This window comes from Mycobacterium sp. 852002-51613_SCH5001154 (assembly GCF_001667425.1).
Taxonomy (GTDB): Bacteria; Actinomycetota; Actinomycetes; order Mycobacteriales; family Mycobacteriaceae; genus Mycobacterium.
This window is the reverse complement of the sequence record NZ_LZII01000045.1, coordinates 1-14,549: the sequence shown is the minus strand read 5'-3', so window position 1 is coordinate 14,549 and position 14,549 is coordinate 1. Positions and strand designations below refer to the sequence as shown.

At 68.8% G+C, this 14,549-nt stretch carries 15 protein-coding genes and 1 pseudogene; 8 read left to right on the top strand and 8 right to left on the bottom strand.

Annotated elements, in window-relative coordinates; all coding sequences use genetic code 11:
* Window positions 1-24: 24 nt before the first annotated feature.
* Together A5750_RS11725 and A5750_RS11720 are read left to right on the top strand one after the other, a co-directional pair.
* Window positions 25-930 (top strand): hypothetical protein, encoded by a 906-nt coding sequence (locus A5750_RS11725; RefSeq protein ID WP_066953577.1) that lies wholly within the window; start codon window positions 25-27, stop codon window positions 928-930.
* A gap of 5 nt (window positions 931-935) precedes the next feature.
* Window positions 936-1,202, top strand: a complete 267-nt coding sequence (locus A5750_RS11720; protein WP_066953578.1) for a YdeI/OmpD-associated family protein — start codon at window positions 936-938, stop codon at window positions 1,200-1,202.
* A gap of 3 nt (window positions 1,203-1,205) precedes the next feature.
* On the opposite strand, the gene A5750_RS11715 is transcribed toward A5750_RS11720, so the two are convergent.
* The 3 genes from A5750_RS11715 to A5750_RS11705 all read right to left on the bottom strand — a co-directional run bounded on the left by A5750_RS11715 (window position 1,206) and on the right by A5750_RS11705 (window position 3,181).
* Window positions 1,206-1,559 (bottom strand): VOC family protein, encoded by a 354-nt coding sequence (locus A5750_RS11715; protein ID WP_066953579.1) that lies wholly within the window; start codon window positions 1,557-1,559, stop codon window positions 1,206-1,208.
* 92 nt (window positions 1,560-1,651) lie between these two features.
* Complete coding sequence (locus A5750_RS11710) at window positions 1,652-2,134, bottom strand: DUF5666 domain-containing protein (RefSeq protein WP_231989176.1); 483 nt, start codon at window positions 2,132-2,134, stop codon at window positions 1,652-1,654.
* 162 nt (window positions 2,135-2,296) lie between these two features.
* A complete protein-coding gene (locus tag A5750_RS11705) occupies window positions 2,297-3,181 on the bottom strand; it encodes a cyclopropane mycolic acid synthase family methyltransferase (protein ID WP_066953582.1) in 885 nt (294 codons plus the stop codon).
* A 183-nt stretch (window positions 3,182-3,364) separates the two neighbouring features.
* Between A5750_RS11705 and A5750_RS11700 the strand changes: the two genes are divergently transcribed.
* The 4 genes from A5750_RS11700 to malQ all read left to right on the top strand — a co-directional run bounded on the left by A5750_RS11700 (window position 3,365) and on the right by malQ (window position 8,305).
* On the top strand, window positions 3,365-3,958 hold the full coding sequence (locus tag A5750_RS11700; RefSeq protein ID WP_066953586.1) for a hemerythrin domain-containing protein: 594 nt from the start codon (window positions 3,365-3,367) through the stop codon (window positions 3,956-3,958).
* A 180-nt stretch (window positions 3,959-4,138) separates the two neighbouring features.
* Window positions 4,139-5,467: an MFS transporter gene (locus A5750_RS11695; protein ID WP_067263111.1), complete on the top strand. Its 1,329-nt coding sequence runs from the start codon at window positions 4,139-4,141 to the stop codon at window positions 5,465-5,467.
* Window positions 5,468-5,549: 82 nt separating this feature from the next.
* The gene (gene phoU, locus A5750_RS11690; protein WP_067262944.1) at window positions 5,550-6,185 is read left to right on the top strand and encodes a phosphate signaling complex protein PhoU; all 636 of its coding nucleotides are present in this window, start codon (window positions 5,550-5,552) and stop codon (window positions 6,183-6,185) included.
* Between the two features lie 134 nt (window positions 6,186-6,319).
* The gene (gene malQ / locus A5750_RS11685) at window positions 6,320-8,305 is read left to right on the top strand and encodes a 4-alpha-glucanotransferase (protein ID WP_067262939.1); all 1,986 of its coding nucleotides are present in this window, start codon (window positions 6,320-6,322) and stop codon (window positions 8,303-8,305) included.
* A gap of 7 nt (window positions 8,306-8,312) precedes the next feature.
* On the opposite strand, the gene A5750_RS11680 is transcribed toward malQ, so the two are convergent.
* Together A5750_RS11680 and A5750_RS11675 are read right to left on the bottom strand one after the other, a co-directional pair.
* Complete coding sequence (locus tag A5750_RS11680) at window positions 8,313-9,068, bottom strand: class I SAM-dependent methyltransferase (protein WP_066953593.1); 756 nt, start codon at window positions 9,066-9,068, stop codon at window positions 8,313-8,315.
* Window positions 9,065-10,045 carry a methylenetetrahydrofolate reductase C-terminal domain-containing protein gene (locus A5750_RS11675; RefSeq protein ID WP_067262936.1) on the bottom strand — a complete coding sequence of 327 codons (981 nt, stop codon included), beginning with the start codon at window positions 10,043-10,045 and terminating at the stop codon, window positions 9,065-9,067. Before A5750_RS11675 ends, A5750_RS11680 begins: the two co-directional genes overlap by 4 nt.
* 174 nt (window positions 10,046-10,219) lie before the next feature.
* Here A5750_RS11675 and A5750_RS11670 point away from each other — a divergent pair, with 174 nt between their 5' ends.
* On the top strand, window positions 10,220-11,578 hold the full coding sequence (locus A5750_RS11670; protein ID WP_066953596.1) for a wax ester/triacylglycerol synthase family O-acyltransferase: 1,359 nt from the start codon (window positions 10,220-10,222) through the stop codon (window positions 11,576-11,578).
* A gap of 11 nt (window positions 11,579-11,589) precedes the next feature.
* Here the strand turns inward: A5750_RS11670 and A5750_RS11665 are convergent, their stop codons facing one another.
* Window positions 11,590-12,027, bottom strand: a complete 438-nt coding sequence (locus A5750_RS11665; protein ID WP_066953597.1) for an ATP-binding protein — start codon at window positions 12,025-12,027, stop codon at window positions 11,590-11,592.
* A gap of 116 nt (window positions 12,028-12,143) precedes the next feature.
* Between A5750_RS11665 and A5750_RS11660 the strand changes: the two genes are divergently transcribed.
* On the top strand, window positions 12,144-13,076 hold the full coding sequence (locus tag A5750_RS11660; protein WP_067262932.1) for an LLM class F420-dependent oxidoreductase: 933 nt from the start codon (window positions 12,144-12,146) through the stop codon (window positions 13,074-13,076).
* A gap of 3 nt (window positions 13,077-13,079) precedes the next feature.
* Here A5750_RS11660 and A5750_RS11655 read toward each other — a convergent pair whose 3' ends face one another.
* The gene (locus tag A5750_RS11655; RefSeq protein WP_066953599.1) at window positions 13,080-13,898 is read right to left on the bottom strand and encodes a formate/nitrite transporter family protein; all 819 of its coding nucleotides are present in this window, start codon (window positions 13,896-13,898) and stop codon (window positions 13,080-13,082) included.
* 74 nt (window positions 13,899-13,972) lie between these two features.
* Window positions 13,973-14,549 (bottom strand): annotated as a pseudogene (locus A5750_RS11650) (NAD(P)-dependent oxidoreductase); the annotation flags it as partial.

Genomic DNA, 14,549 nt, shown 5'->3' with positions numbered 1-14,549 from the left:
CCCTCGGGGTGGTTAACTACGACCATGCAACGAGAACCGGTGCTGGCGCGACGTTTCTTCGACCGGTTCGAGCCGGTGCACGCGGTGACGTATTTCGCGCCGGAGGCGCGGGCCGCGTTGGACGGGCTGGGCTACCGCGGTTTCTGGATGGGTTACTTCGCCGCCCGGTCGGCACCGCTGGGGATAGTCCCCCGCGAGGTCATCACCGCGATCTTCTACAACTTCGCGCCCGAGCGGGTCGCCAAGGCCCTGCCCGCGGCATGGCAGATCGCGGGGCCCGACGCGGCGTCGCGCGCCCGGCAGGAGTCCGCGGTCGCCGCACTACGCCGCTACGGACTCGACTCGAACGAAAATGTCCGCACCGCAGCGGAATTGGCGGGCAAGGCGGCGCGGCGCGCACCGCTCGACGCGCGGCCGCTGTTCGCCGCGAACCTGGCACTGCCGTGGCCGGACGATCCGCTCGCCGCGCTGTGGCACGCGACCACGTTGCTGCGTGAGCACCGTGGCGACGGGCACGTCGCCGTGCTGGCGGCCGCCGGCATCTCGGGCCGCGACTCCAATGTCTTACACGCCGCGGCGGGTGGGGTTCCTCGCGAATACATCGCCCGCACCCGCGATTACGACGAAGCCGCGTGGCGGCACCACGAGCGGCGCCTGGCCGAGCGCGGGCTGCTCGACGACGACGGGGCGCTGACGGCGGCCGGCCGGGAACTCAAGGATCACATCGAGCGGTCCACCGACACGCTCGCCCTGTCGGCGCTCGATGCGCTCAGCGACGACGAGGTGGAGACGCTGTTTCGGGCTCTCACACCCCTCACCCGCGCCGTGGTCGCCGGAGGGGACGTCCCAGACCTCACGCCAATGGGCCTGCGCCGCGACGAATTGTACGACAACAGCGCACATTTGAGCGTGACCGACGGGTTAGCCTAAACCTTATGAGCAGCCAGCGAATCCCCGGCGGGGTGGTGCACAAGCTTCCGGCGGACCTGCGCGAGTCGTTGATCGGCAACACCGCGGCCCTCGCCGCGTGGAAAGACATCACGCCCCTGGCCCGCAACGAGTTCATCTGCTGGGTCGAGGACGCCAAGCAGAAAACCACGCGGCAGCGCCGCATTCGCCGGACGCAGGAGGAGCTGGAAGAAGGCAAGCGCCGGCCATGCTGCTGGCCGGGGTGCAAGCACCGCGAGCGCACCGGCAAGTAGCTGTCAGCGGGCGAGCGGTTTGTAGAAGACCAGGCCGTTGCCCTTGTTGTCGTAGACCACCGCGCGGCGTTCGTGTGCGTCGTCGTACGGGGCCTTGACGATGCCGCCGCCGCTGGCCTCCACCGCCTTCGCCGCGGCGTCGACGTCGGCGGTCTTGATGCCGACAACGACGTGACCCGGGATCGGATGGTCCACGGGGGTCGCCAGTGCGAGAGTGACCGACCCGCCGTCGAGGGCTGCGAAGTGCGCCCCGTCGCGGAATTTCAGCGGCATGCCCAGCGTCTCGCCGTAGAACCGGATCGACTCGTCGAGGTCGTCGGTCGACAGGATGATCATTTTCACTTCGTGCTCGCTCACGGTGCCTCCTCTGGCTGGATGGCATAGAGACTAGGCCGGGAGGGCTGCTCGGGGAAGGCGCCGAGCGGCAGATTCATTGCGCAGGGCGAGATTCAGGTGCGGCCGGCCGGAACAATCTGCCCGTCAAGGTAATCCATCGGCGGCCCGTCCCCGCGTCCGGCGTCGCGGTCGGCCACCGCGGTGGCCAGGACAGCGCCGTCCTGAATGGTTCCGACGATCTCGACCCGGTCGTTGACCGTGAAATGCGTAGCGGCCGCAGCGGATTGGCCACCGTGACCAATAAGCGTCGTGTTGGGGGTGACAAGGTAGGTCTGGGTGTAGCCGTTGGCGCTGCGCGCGGTGACCGAGCCCGCCGACACCGCAATCACCGTGCCCACTTGCCGCACCGGCTGCGCAGCCGCCGGCGGCTCCTGGCTCGCCTCGATCGTTCGCTTTTCGCTGTGCGGGACGTTGAGCACCAGCGCCGCACACGCCGCCGCACACAGCATCGCAGCCGAAGCGACTTCACATACCGTTGCGACACCCGACCGGCGCAGCGCACCCGCCCGCGGTCTTTGCTCCGGGGTCACGCTCATCCGATGCCTGGCACCCACGATCAGTCCTTCCCTGCGGTTTTGCGCCGACGAAGGTCGGCGCGTACCGAATCAGGTTGTTGCTCGTGGATTTACCCCGGGCGGGGTGCCGATAAACCGGCCCGGCGGACCACTTGTGGGCCGGCCGGATCAGTGCCGGGGTGGTCAGCCCTTGGTCAGGGTGAACTGCGCGACGTCGGTGTAGCCCTCGCGGAACAGGTCGGCGCAACCGGTGAGGTACTTCATGTACCGGTCGTACACCTCTTGGGACTGAATCGCGATGGCCTCGTCGCGGCGCGACTCGAGCGCGGCCGACCAGGTGTCGAGGGTGCGCGCGTAGTGCAGGCGCAGCGGCTGGACGAGCTTGACGCCGAAGCCGGCGCGCTCGGCGTGCTCCACCACGGTCTTCGCGGCGGGCAGGTCACCGCCCGGGAAGATCTCGTCCATGATGAATTTCATGAACCGCAGCTTCGTCATGGTGATGGGCAGCCCGCGCTCGGCGAACTCTTCCTGGCTGGGCTGGATGATGGTGTGCAGCATCATCACGCCGTCGGCGGGCAGCGCCTCGTAGGCCATCTTGAAAAAGTCGGGGTAGCGGTCGCGCCCGAAATGCTCGAAGGCGCCGATGGAGACGATGCGGTCCACCTTTTCGTCGAACTGCTCCCAGCCCTGCAGCAGCACGCGCTTGCTGCGCGGGCTGGGATGCTGGTCCAGCCGCTGCTGCACATGCGCCTGCTGGTTGCGGCTCAGGGTCAGGCCGACGACGTTGACGTCGTACCGCTCGAGCGCCCGGACGATGGTGGTGCCCCAGCCGCAGCCGATGTCGAGCAGCGTCTGGCCCGCTTGCAGCCCGAGCTTGCCGAGCGACAGGTCGACCTTCGCGAGCTGCGCCTCTTCCAGGGTCATGTCGTCGCGCTCGAAGTACGCGCAGCTGTAGGTGCGCGTCGGGTCCAGGAACAACGCGAAGAACTCGTCGGACAGGTCATAGTGGGCCTGAACGTCGTCGAAATGCGGCTCTAGGCTCACGGGCTCGCTGCGGTTCTCAGGCACAAACAACCTCTGACTGTGGTGGATTTTTGCGGCGCGCGATCGAGGGCGATCAACACGCTGGTGCCCTAGTGTATCCGGACGGTGTATGCACCCCTTCTGGAGTGTTCCCGGCCGGTTGACTGGCCCGCCGCTATGGGACACCATGGCCGCGAACCGCTGCGGTGAGGGAGGTGGGGCGGCGCGATGGCTGACATCACCATGTTGATCCTCGCCGACCACGAGTGGTTCCGCGAACAGTTCGCCCAGCTGGACTACCTGCAGGCGCAGGATCCGACCGACGAAACCGCCCTGACGCGGGTGTGGCGTCCCCTTGCCGACAAGCTCGACGTGCACGCCTATATTGAAGAGAAGATCTTCTACCCGCAATTGCTGAAGCGGGGCACCGACGACGCCGAGGGCGAGACGCTCGACGCCATCGGGGATCACAACGACATTCGCGACGGGGTGCGCGACGCCAACGCAGCCCGGGTCGGCAGCGAGCAGTGGTGGGCGGCGGTCGGCCGCACCCGGGAGGCCAACGACGAGCACATGGGCGAAGAGGAGCGGGAAGGGTTGTCCGACTTCCGTCGCGCCGCCCCCATCGGCCTTCGCGAAGCGCTCGGGCGGCAATACAGCGACTTCATGGCCGAGCACCCCACCACCGAGGGGTTGCCGATCGTCGACCGCGACCCTGAGCGCTACGTCGAGGATATCGAGGCCACCACGCAGTCGAAGCCGCAGGAGCAGTCAACCCCCCAGGATTTCTCGCTTCGCATCGGCAGCCTGAAAGGTCAGTGAGTTCCCGCCGACCTTGCCGCGGCCGCTACGATCGGCCACCGGTCGATGGACACTATAGAGCCGGTTGGGAGTGCGATTTTGTTCGGCCCGCGAGACTTCTGGGTACGCAATTCGTCGATGAATGCACGGGGCCGCCGGAGGAAATGGGCACGCAAAGACATCAGGGTCGCCGACCCGGCCATGCGCCAAACCATCATGGGGACCGCGATCGGCAACTTCATGGAGTGGTACGACTTCGGCGTCTACGGCTACATCGCCACCACCATCGCCCAGGTTTTCTACCCGGGTAAGAGCGTCAGCGGTGTCCACCTCATCGCCACGTTCGGCACGCTGGCCGCGGCGTTCGTGGTGCGCCCGCTGGGCGGGTTCATCTTCGGCCCGCTCGGTGACCGGATCGGACGACACCGGGTCCTTGTCGTCACCATCCTGATGATGACGGTGAGCACCACCGTGACCGGTTTGCTGCCCGGCTACAGCACCATCGGCATCTGGGCGCCGATCCTGCTCGTCATCGCCCGCATATTCCAGGGCTTGTCGACCGGCGGTGAGTATGTCGGCGCGATGACCTATCTGGTCGAGCAGGCCCCCGACCACAAACGCGGCATGATGGTCGGGTTTCTGCCGATGGGCAACCTGGTCGGCTTCGTGCTTGCCGGGATGATGGTGACCGGGCTGCAGACCTGGCTCCCCGACGACGCCATGCTGGCTTACGGCTGGCGGATCCCCCTGCTGCTGGGCGCGCCCTTCGGCCTGTTCGCGCTGTTCCTGCGGCTACGGCTCAAGGAGTCATCCGCCTACCAGAACGCGACGGAGGGGGCGTCGCACTCGGGCGGGCGTAAACAACAATTCCGGCGCACCGTCGTGGATCAGTGGCGGGGGCTGCTGATCTGCGCGGCTCTGGTGCTGACCTCTCAGGTCGCCGACTTCATGCTGACCGGCTACCTGCCGACGTACCTCAAGCTGTTCGTGCGCGTCGGCCACACCGCCGGGCTGGTGATGATCGTGGTGACGCTGGCGATCCTGATGGTCACCGTGGTGCTCGTCGCCGCGTTGTCCGACCGCATCGGCGTCAAACCCATCATGTGGACGGGCTGCGCACTGCTGGTCGTGGGTTCCATTCCGGCGTTCCTGCTCATCCGCTTCGGCGCCATCTACCCGGTGATCTTCCTCGGGGTGCTGCTGATCGGGCTGATGGAGCTGTGCTTCGACAGCACAGCTCCCGCGATGCTGCCGGCCCTGTTCCCCACCAACGTGCGCTACGGATCGCTGGCCATCTCGTACAACATCTCGATATCGGCGGTCGGCGGCACCACGCCGCTGATCGCCCAGGCGCTGGTGTCGGGCACCGGCAACGTCATGGCACCCGCCTACATGTTGATCTTCGGTGGGCTGGTGGGCGCCGTCACGCTGCTGTTCACGCCCGAGGTCGCCAGGAAGCCGCTGCCCGGGTCCGGGCCCGCGGTGGAAAGCGAGCGGGAGGCGCGCGAGCTGGCCGACGACGTCAGGTGATCTAAAGGCATTGGGAAAGAAGCGCTTTCAACAGGCGCGCACCACGACGTTTATTTCGCGCATTCCGGCCTACTCCTAATGCATGAGAACCGCTTTTCACCATCGGTTGGGGACGCTCACCGAACAACTCGGGGCGATGTGCGCGATGGCCGGGGAGGCGATCGGACAGGCCACGGTTGCGCTGCTGAAGGCCGACCTGGCCCTGGCGGAACGGGTCATCGCGGGCCAGGAGGACGTCGTCGCCGTCAACGCTCGCGTCGAGGAGACCGCGTTCACCCTGCTGGCATTGCAGGCGCCGGTGGCCACCGATTTGCGGGCGGTGGTCAGCGGCATTCGGATCGCCGCGGATGCCCAGCGGATGGGGGCGCTGGCGGTCCACGTGGCCGAGATCGCCCGCATGCGCCATCCCCGCAATGCCGTACCCGAAGACGTGCGCCGACAGGTCGCCGAGATGGGTGAGGTGGCCGAGCTGTTGGCCGGTGTCGCCCGAGAAGTGTTGCTGGACCGGGATCCTCGCCGAGCGGCACAGATTCGCCGCGACGACGACGCGATGGACGAACTGCATCGCCAATTGCTGGCGGCGCTGGTGGATCCCGGATGGCCGTATGGTGTCGCCGCCGCGGTGGACGTCACCCTGTTGGGGCGCTTCTACGAGAGGTTCGCCGACCACGCCGTTCAGATTGCTCGGCGGGTCATCTTCCAAGCCACCGGGTATTAGGCCGAAACCCGCTGCCACCAAACGGGTTTCGGTGGCCTGTGTGAGAAGCCCCGGCTTGGGTATATAAGCGATGTGCTTCCTCGTCATCGTCGTCCCATCGCCCCCGCCGGCTCCCCAACCGGGCCGGCGCGCTGATGGCGAATCCCAAGCCGGTTCCCGACGACCTGCGTCGATTGGCCGCGGCACACGGGGTGGCCACCTCTTACCGCAACGAGCGGCGCGAGCCCGTCGAGGTCGACGCCGACGTCGTGATCCGCGTGCTCGGCCTGCTCGACGTCGACGCCGCCAGCGAAGCCGACCGTCGTCGCGAGTTGGCCAAGCTGGCCGAGCGCGACCGCGCCGGCGCCCTGCCCCCCACCGTTTCCCTCCGCCTGGATGGGCGGCCCCGGCCGCTGCCCGGCGCGGCCCTCCTGGTGAGCGAGGACGGCGACCGCACCGAGGTGCGCGACGAGCTGCCCGACGACCTGACCCCCGGCTGGTACCGGCTGCAGCTGCGCGACGGGCAGGAGGCCACCCTGGTCGCCGCGCCACCCCGGGTGCCCGCGGCCCCCGCCACCTGGGGCTGGATGCTGCAGCTCTACGCCCTCCGATCGGCCCGCTCCTGGGGCATCGGCGACCTGGGCGACCTGCGGGAGTTCATGAACTGGACCGTCGCCGAGCACGGTGCCGGCGCGGTGCTGCTCAACCCGCTCAGCGCGCCCGGGCCGACCCATCCGGTGCAGCCGTCGCCCTACACCCCCTCCAGCCGACGGTTCGCCAACCCGCTGGCGCTGCGCGTCGAGGACCTCGACGCGTACCGCCGGGCCGACCCGGACACCCGCGCCGAGGTGGATGCGCTGCGGGTCTCGGCAACGACCGAACGCATCGACCACGACCTCGTGTGGGCGGCCAAGCGGTCGGCGCTGGAGCTGCTCTGGCGCGCCGAGGGCCGGCCCAGTCCGCTGGACGGATCGGCCGCCGGCACGGGCCTGCGCGACTGGGCCACGTATTGCGCACTGGCCGAGCGGCACGGCGGCCGGTGGAGCCGCTGGCCCGAGCCCCTGCGTGACGTCGCCGGGCCGGCCGTCGCGGCGGCGCGGCGAGAGCTGGCGCCCCGGGTGGCGTTCCACGCCTGGGTGCAGCAGCGCTGCGCCGAGCAGCTGGTCGCCGTGCGCGACACCGCCCGAAGCGCGGGGATGGCCCTGGGGGTGTTGCACGACCTCCCCGTCGGGGTCGACGCCGAGGGCGCAGACGCGTGGGCGCTGGCCGACGTGCTCGCCACCGGGGTCAGTGTCGGGGCGCCACCGGACAACTTCACTCCCCGCGGACAGGACTGGGGGTTGCCGCCGTGGCGGCCGGACCGCCTCGCCGCCACCGGCTACGCCGCCCTGCGCGACATGCTGCGCGCCGTCGTGACCTACGCCGACGGCCTGCGGATCGACCATGTCGCCGGCCTGTGGCGGTTGTGGTGGATTCCCCCGGGCGACGGTCCGGATCGGGGCACCTACGTGCACTATGACGCCGACGTGATGCTCGCCGTCCTCGCCCTGGAGGCACACCGGGCCGGAGCCACCGTGGTCGGCGAGGACCTGGGCACCGTCGAACCGGAGGTGACTGAGGCGCTGGCCGGCAACGGGATGCTCGGGTGCGCGGTGTCCTGGTTCACCCGCGACGAGTCCGCCCCCGGGGAGCCGCTGCTGACGCCGCCACAATGGCCGTCGCGGGCGGCCGCCAGCCTGTCCACCCACGACCTGCCCACCGCCGCGGGCTTCCTGCGCGCCGAGCACGTGCGGGCCCGCGCCGATCTCGGGCTGCTCGACGACGTGGCGGGCGAGCAGTCGGTGGCCGACAAGGAGCGGGCCGAATGGTTGGAGCTGCTGCGGTCCGAGGGCCTGCTTGACGGCCCGGATCCGGATGAGGCGGCGATCATCACCGCGATGCACCGGTTGCTGGCGGCGACACCGAGCCGCCTGAAGTTGATTTCGCCTTACGACGTGTTGGCCGAACCCCGGCAGCCCAATCTGCCGGGCACGATCGACGAGTACCCGAACTGGCGGCTCCCGCTCGCGCAGACACTGGAGGAGCTACGTGCCGACCCCAGGGTCGCCGAGATCATCGCCGCGTTCCGCGAGTCGCCGTAACCGAGTCTCACGCGTGCCGCAGCACCAGCAGCTCGCTGGTCAGTGTCCCCTCGTCGAGCAGCCGCCCGATCTGTGCGCTCTGGCGTTCGGCCAGTTGCCAGGCCTCCGTGTGCCCGTGCCGGTCGCTCAGGGCGTCCGTCACGGCGTCGACGCGCTCGTTCCACGCGTCGGAGATCGGCGGAAGGTCCGCGGTGCCGAGCCGCTGCTCGACGTGCAGCGACGCGCGCCGAACCAGGTCGAGTAGCCCGCCGGGCGTCGGGAAATGGTTGCCGTCCAACGTCTCGTTCGCTTTGTCGCCGTGGGCGAGAAAGACGAGCAGGCCGATCCGGCCGCCCGGCCGGACGACACGGCGCAGCTCCTCGAGGACCGTGAGGTGATCCGGTGTCGTGCTCAACACGCCAAGTGCCCACGCGGCGTCGAAGCTCGAGTCCGCCACCGGTAGGGCCGACCCCAGCGCGCACGCCACCGGGAAGCCGAACAACTTCTTCGCCGCGCGGCACGCACCCGTCTCCGGCTCGATGAGCACCGGCCGCACCGAGCGCTCTCGCGCCGCGTAGGCCGCGGGGCCCCCGACGCCCGCCCCGGAGTCCAGCAACGTGGAACCGGGCGCCAGGCCCATCTCCGCTATCAACCAATCGAGGGCGGCCGGACTGCCACTGCCCCGGCACCCGGCGGGCACGTAATAATCCGGCCCGAGGTCGGCGGCCACCTGCGCGGTCCACTCGGCGACGGTGTCGAACTCTGCCTCCATCGCTTCCGTCATCGACGGCCCTCCACTCGTATTCGGCGACCGACCTCCGCCTTGATTTCCGCACCGATGCGCCCGCCCGCCGCTGACGCCAAACCCGACACGTTGACTCCCTCGACGCCTTCGATCGAGAGCAGCGCGCGCGCCTCGGCCACCGCTGCCTCGATTCCGGCGGACACCGGATCCGGCGCGCCCAAAACCTGTTCCGTCACGGCCCGATCGAGTTCCAGGCCGGGCAAGCCTTGCAGCACCGCCGCGGACACGGCGTCGGTGAACACCGCCACCGCCGCGATCACCGGGATCGCCAGACCCGCCGCCCGGGCCGCCCTCACGAAGTCGGCCACCATCTCGGGACGGGGCACGTGGTTGAGGACCGCCAGGCTCGCTCCGGCCCGTTGCTTCTGGACCAACCGGGCGGGCCGGTCTGCTACGGGCGGGGCGGTGGGCGTTTCGGGCGCCGCGGCGACCATTCCCGTCGAAGCGGCCAGCGAAACCAGGCGCGGCCCGTCGAGGTCGAAGGTCTGCGTGACGTCCGGACGCACGTCGTAGCCGCGCCCGTCGCCCGTCACGCACAACACCGTCTCCACGTTGATGCTGCGCAACCCCCGCAGCTCCTGCTCGAGCACCACGCGGTTGCGGTCGCGGCACGACAACGTGATCCAGGGCGTCACGCCGGCGTCGAGGAGCAGTGACCCCATGAGCGTCGGCGGAAAATCGGGCTTGTTCTGGTGCTCCCCGACCAGGACGGCGTCGCACCCCGGCGCCAGCACGGCCGCGGTCGCCGCGACGTCCTGGCGATCGAACGGGGTGCAACTGAAATCGGTGAGCACCAGTGGCGCGCGAGCGGGACGCGCCGCGTGCTGACGGCCAGACCACGCCACCACGCCGTCGAACGCGCACGCGCCCGGGCGCATCTCGCATTGGCCGTCGGGCCGCACCCCGCCGCACGGTCCGAACTCCATTCGTTTCGGACACTCCAAACCCGCCGACATCTCACTCCCCGTGCGCCAGTGTTCGCATCGATGTACCCCAACGACCGCGCCCGCAAGCCCTCGGGCCGGGACCGGATTCGGAGTGCTGTTTCGGGATTAGCAAACGTTCCCGGCGGCTACTAGGAGATGGGCGTGTACCGCGCGGACGGTGCAGCGAAACGAACGGGGTTGACCATGGAACCGATATCGCCGACTGATGCGCTGTTCCTCATCGGCGAGTCCCGCGAGCACCCGATGCACGTGGGATCGCTTCAGCTCTTCGAGCCGCCCGAGGACGCCGGGCCCCATTTCGTCCGCGAGGCCTATCAGGCCATGCTCGAGTGCACGGATGTGCAACCGCTGTTCCGCAAGCACCCGGCCTTCTTCGGTGGTCTGACCAACCTCGCGTGGTCGTTCGACAACGACGTCGAGCTCGACTACCACCTGCGCCGCTCGGCCCTCCCGGAGCCCGGGCGGGTCCGCGATCTGCTGGAGCTGGCGTCCCGGCTGCACGGCAGCCTGCTCGACCGCCACCGCCCGATGTGGGAAGCCCACCTCGTCGAGGGCCTCCAGGACGGTCGGTACGCCGTGTACACGAAGTACCACCACTCCCTCATGGACGGCGTGTCCGCGATGCGGCTGGTGCAGCGCGCGTTCACCCCCGACCCGGACGACGACGAGGTGCGCGTCCCGTGGACCCTGGGGCCGCGCAAACGCAGCAAGGAACACAAAAGTCAGTCACTGCTCGAGCGCGCCGGCCGCACCGCGGGGTCGGCGCTCGCCCTGGCGCCATCCACCCTCAAACTGGCCCGGGCGGCGCTGCTCGAACAGCAACTCACACTCCCGTTCCGCGCGCCGCGCAGCATGTTCAACGTCCGGATCGGCGGTGCCCGGCGAGTGGCCGCACAGTCGTGGTCGCTGGACCGGATCAAGGCGATCAAGTCGGCGGCCGGAGTGACGGTCAACGACGTCGTGCTCGCCATGTGCTCCGGGGCCCTGCGGGCCTACCTCTTGGAGCAAGATGCCCTGCCCGACGCCCCACTGACCGCGATGGTGCCGGTCAATCTGCGCAAGACCGACGACGACCGCGGCGGCAACCTGGTCGGAACGTTCCTGTGCAACCTGGCGACCGACCTCGACGACGCGGGGCGGCGCCTCGAGATCGTCAGCACGTCGATCCGCGACACCAAAGACGTGTTCCAGCAACTGCCACCGGTGCAGCAACTGGCACTGTCGGCGTTCAACATCGGCGGCCTGTTCTTCGGGCTGATCCCCGGGTACCTGTCGGCGGCCTCACCGCCCTTCAACATCGTCATCTCCAACGTCTCCACCGGTCCCTCCGAGCCGCTGTACTGGCGGGGCGCCCGGTTGGACGGCAACTATCCGCTGTCCATCCCACTCGACGGGCAGGCGGTCAACATCACGGTCACCAACAACGCCGACAACCTCGACTTCGGTCTGGTGGGCTGCCGCCGCAGCATCCCGCACCTGCAGCGGCTGCTGGGCCACCTGGAGACCTCGTTGAAAGACCTCGAGCGCGCCACCGGCGTGTGAGCGGGTGACGGCTAGGGCCTGGTGGTGTAGTCCAGGCACACCGTCGTGCCGTTGGGCCGCGCGTTGATGGTGCAGTGGTCGGCGAGCGCGTGCATCAGCAGGAGGCCGCGGGATCGCCGGGGATCGTTGAGCCGCTGCGGCGCGGGGGGGTGCCAGGATCCACGATCGCTGACGCACACGCTGATCGATTGGGCGGCGGGATCGTAGCTGGCCTGCAGTTTCATGGTGCCGACCGTGGTCTGGGCGCGGTACGCGTGCTCGACGCAGTTGGCCAGCGCCTCATTGACGCCCAGAATGATGTCGTCGCGCACTTCAGCCGGGGCCTCCGTCACTTCCTGGAGCCACCGGCGCAGGGCGCGGCGCAGTTCCGCCGCCGTGACGGCGTCGGCGGCACCAGCGCAGGTCAATCGCGCGGGCGTGACGACCCTGGGTGGAAGTAGTGAGGTCATGCTAAGGACATACCCCGGTGCGGGTGGGGTGCTAAACCCCTTCGCGTCTCGCTTTGGCAACGGGCGGGTACACGTTCGGAATCGGGTTGCCGTACAACGACATACAGAGGGATCCTATGGAATTCCGTGCCTTCATCGAACCGCAACAGGGCGCCCGTTATGCCGACCAGGTCGCCGTCGCCCAAACCGCTGAGCAGCTGGGCTTTGCAGCGTTTTTCCGGTCCGACCACTACCTGGCGATGAGCGGCGACGGCCTACCGGGTCCCACCGACTCGTGGGTGACCCTGGGCGCAATCGCGCGGGAGACGTCGAGCATCCGGCTCGGCACCCTGGTGACCTCCGCAACGTTTCGCCATCCGGGTCCGCTGGCCATCGCGGTGGCGCAAGTGGACGACATGAGCGCGGGGCGTGTCGAACTCGGACTGGGCAGCGGCTGGTTCGAGAAGGAGCATCAGGCGTACGGGATTCCCTTTCCTCCGCTGCGGGAGAGGTTCGACCGGCTCAGCGAACAGCTCGCCATCGTCACAGCGCTGTGGACGACGCCGCCCGGTGAGACCTTCGACTACGCCGGCAAGTACTACACCATCACCGGCTCGCCGGCGCTGCCCAAACCGACGCAGACCCCGCATCCGCCTATCGTCATCGGCGGTCTCGGCGCCAAACGCACTCCGCAGCTGGCGGCGAAGTACGCGGCCGAGTTCAACATTCCCTTCGCGCCGATCGACGTGGCCGAGAAGCAATTTCAGCGGGTGGCGGACGCGGTCACCGAGGCGGGCAGGCCGGCCGACTCGATGGTCTACTCGAGCGCATTCGTGCTCTGCGCCGGGCGCCGCCACCGCGAGGTGGCCCGCCGCGCCGACGCGATCGGCCGCAACCTCGACGAGTTGCGCTCGAACAGCCCGCTGGTCGGCACTCCCGCGCAGATCGTCGACAACTTGGGCGGGTGGAAACACCTCGGCGTGCAGCGCGTCTACACCCAGCTGCTGGACCTAACCGATCTCGGGCACCTGGAACTACTGGCGAGTGAGGTTATGCCGCAACTGCTTTGAGGCTCACACGGACTCGGCCTCGGCGCGTTCCTCCTCGAGCCGATCCTTGCTCCTCAGCAGCCGCAGCAACGTCACGAAGAGCAGCCCGCCGATCATGTTGCCCACCACGGTGTAGCCGAACCAGCCCAGCCATGTCAGATAACCGAACGGCGCCTTCCCGGTAACCAGCGCGCCGAAGATCAGCAACGAATCCAGAATCGAATGGAACAACCGCAGCCCGGCGAGCAGGAACGCTGCGGCGACGGCGGCCGCGATCTTGGCCGGCACGGAATCGGTGCCGTGTTGCATCCGGGTCATCAGCGTGATGACCATGCCGCCGAGGATCGCCAAAACCATGCTCTGCGCCGACACCGGCGCGGTGGCGAAATGGGTGCCGGACTCGATCGTCTGGGCGTGCAGCTCTGGGAAGCCCGTCATGATCAACCACATGATCACCCAGCCGCCGACGAGGTTGGCGAACATGGTGCCGCCCCATAGTTTGGCCAGCTGGCGGAGGCTGGCGCGTTTGGCGGCCACGGTCACGACGGGAATGATGAAGCCCTCGGTGAACAGCTCGCTGCGGCCCAGCAGCAGGGCCAGGAAACCGATCGAGAAAGCCAATCCGGCCAACAGCGGCCGGTGGGTGGCGTCCAACACCGACAGGTAGGCGAGCACCCCGATTCCCACCTCGGTCCCGCCGAAAAAGCCGGTGACCAACACGCCGCGCCAGGTGCGGTGCAGACGCTGGGTGCCCTCGCTCAGCATCCTGCTGAACGCGTCCTCGAGCTCGTCCTCGATGGGACTGTTGGTGTCTCCGAGCTCGCGTTGGGTCGTGTCACTCATGGTGGATGGCCTAGTACCCGTTAATCGGGGCTGGACCATCCGGTGTGAGGCATCTGACAGGGGCGGCCCCGCTGTCACTTGCGCGGTCGCAGCACCGGTGTCACCAGCGCACCGGTGTCGAGGTAACTCTCCAGGTTGCGGATCGCCAGCAGCGCCATCGCCCTGCGAGTCCGGGCGGTGGCGCTGCCGATGTGCGGGAACAGCACCACGTTGTCCATGCCCAGCAGCTCGGCCGGCACGTGCGGTTCGTCGACGAAGACGTCCAGACCCGCACCGGCCAGGGCGCCGCCGGCCAGCAATTCCACCAGCGCGTCCTGGTCGACGACGCTGCCGCGCGCGATGTTGATGAGGTAGCCCTCGGGGCCCAACGCCTCGAGGACGCGCCGGTCGACCAGCTGGTGCGTCTTGGAGTCGCCGGTGGTGGCCACGACGAGGACGTCGACCGATTCGGCCAGTTCCACCGGCGAGTCGGCGTAACGGTACGGCGATCCGTCGATGCGACGACGGTTGTGATACGCGACGGCACAGTCGAATCCGACCAGCCTGGTCGCTATGGCCGAACCGATGCGGCCCAGCCCCAAGATTCCGACCTGCAGGCCGCTGACGTCGCGGGCGTAGGGGGAATGGCCCCTCGCGCACCCACCGGCCGGC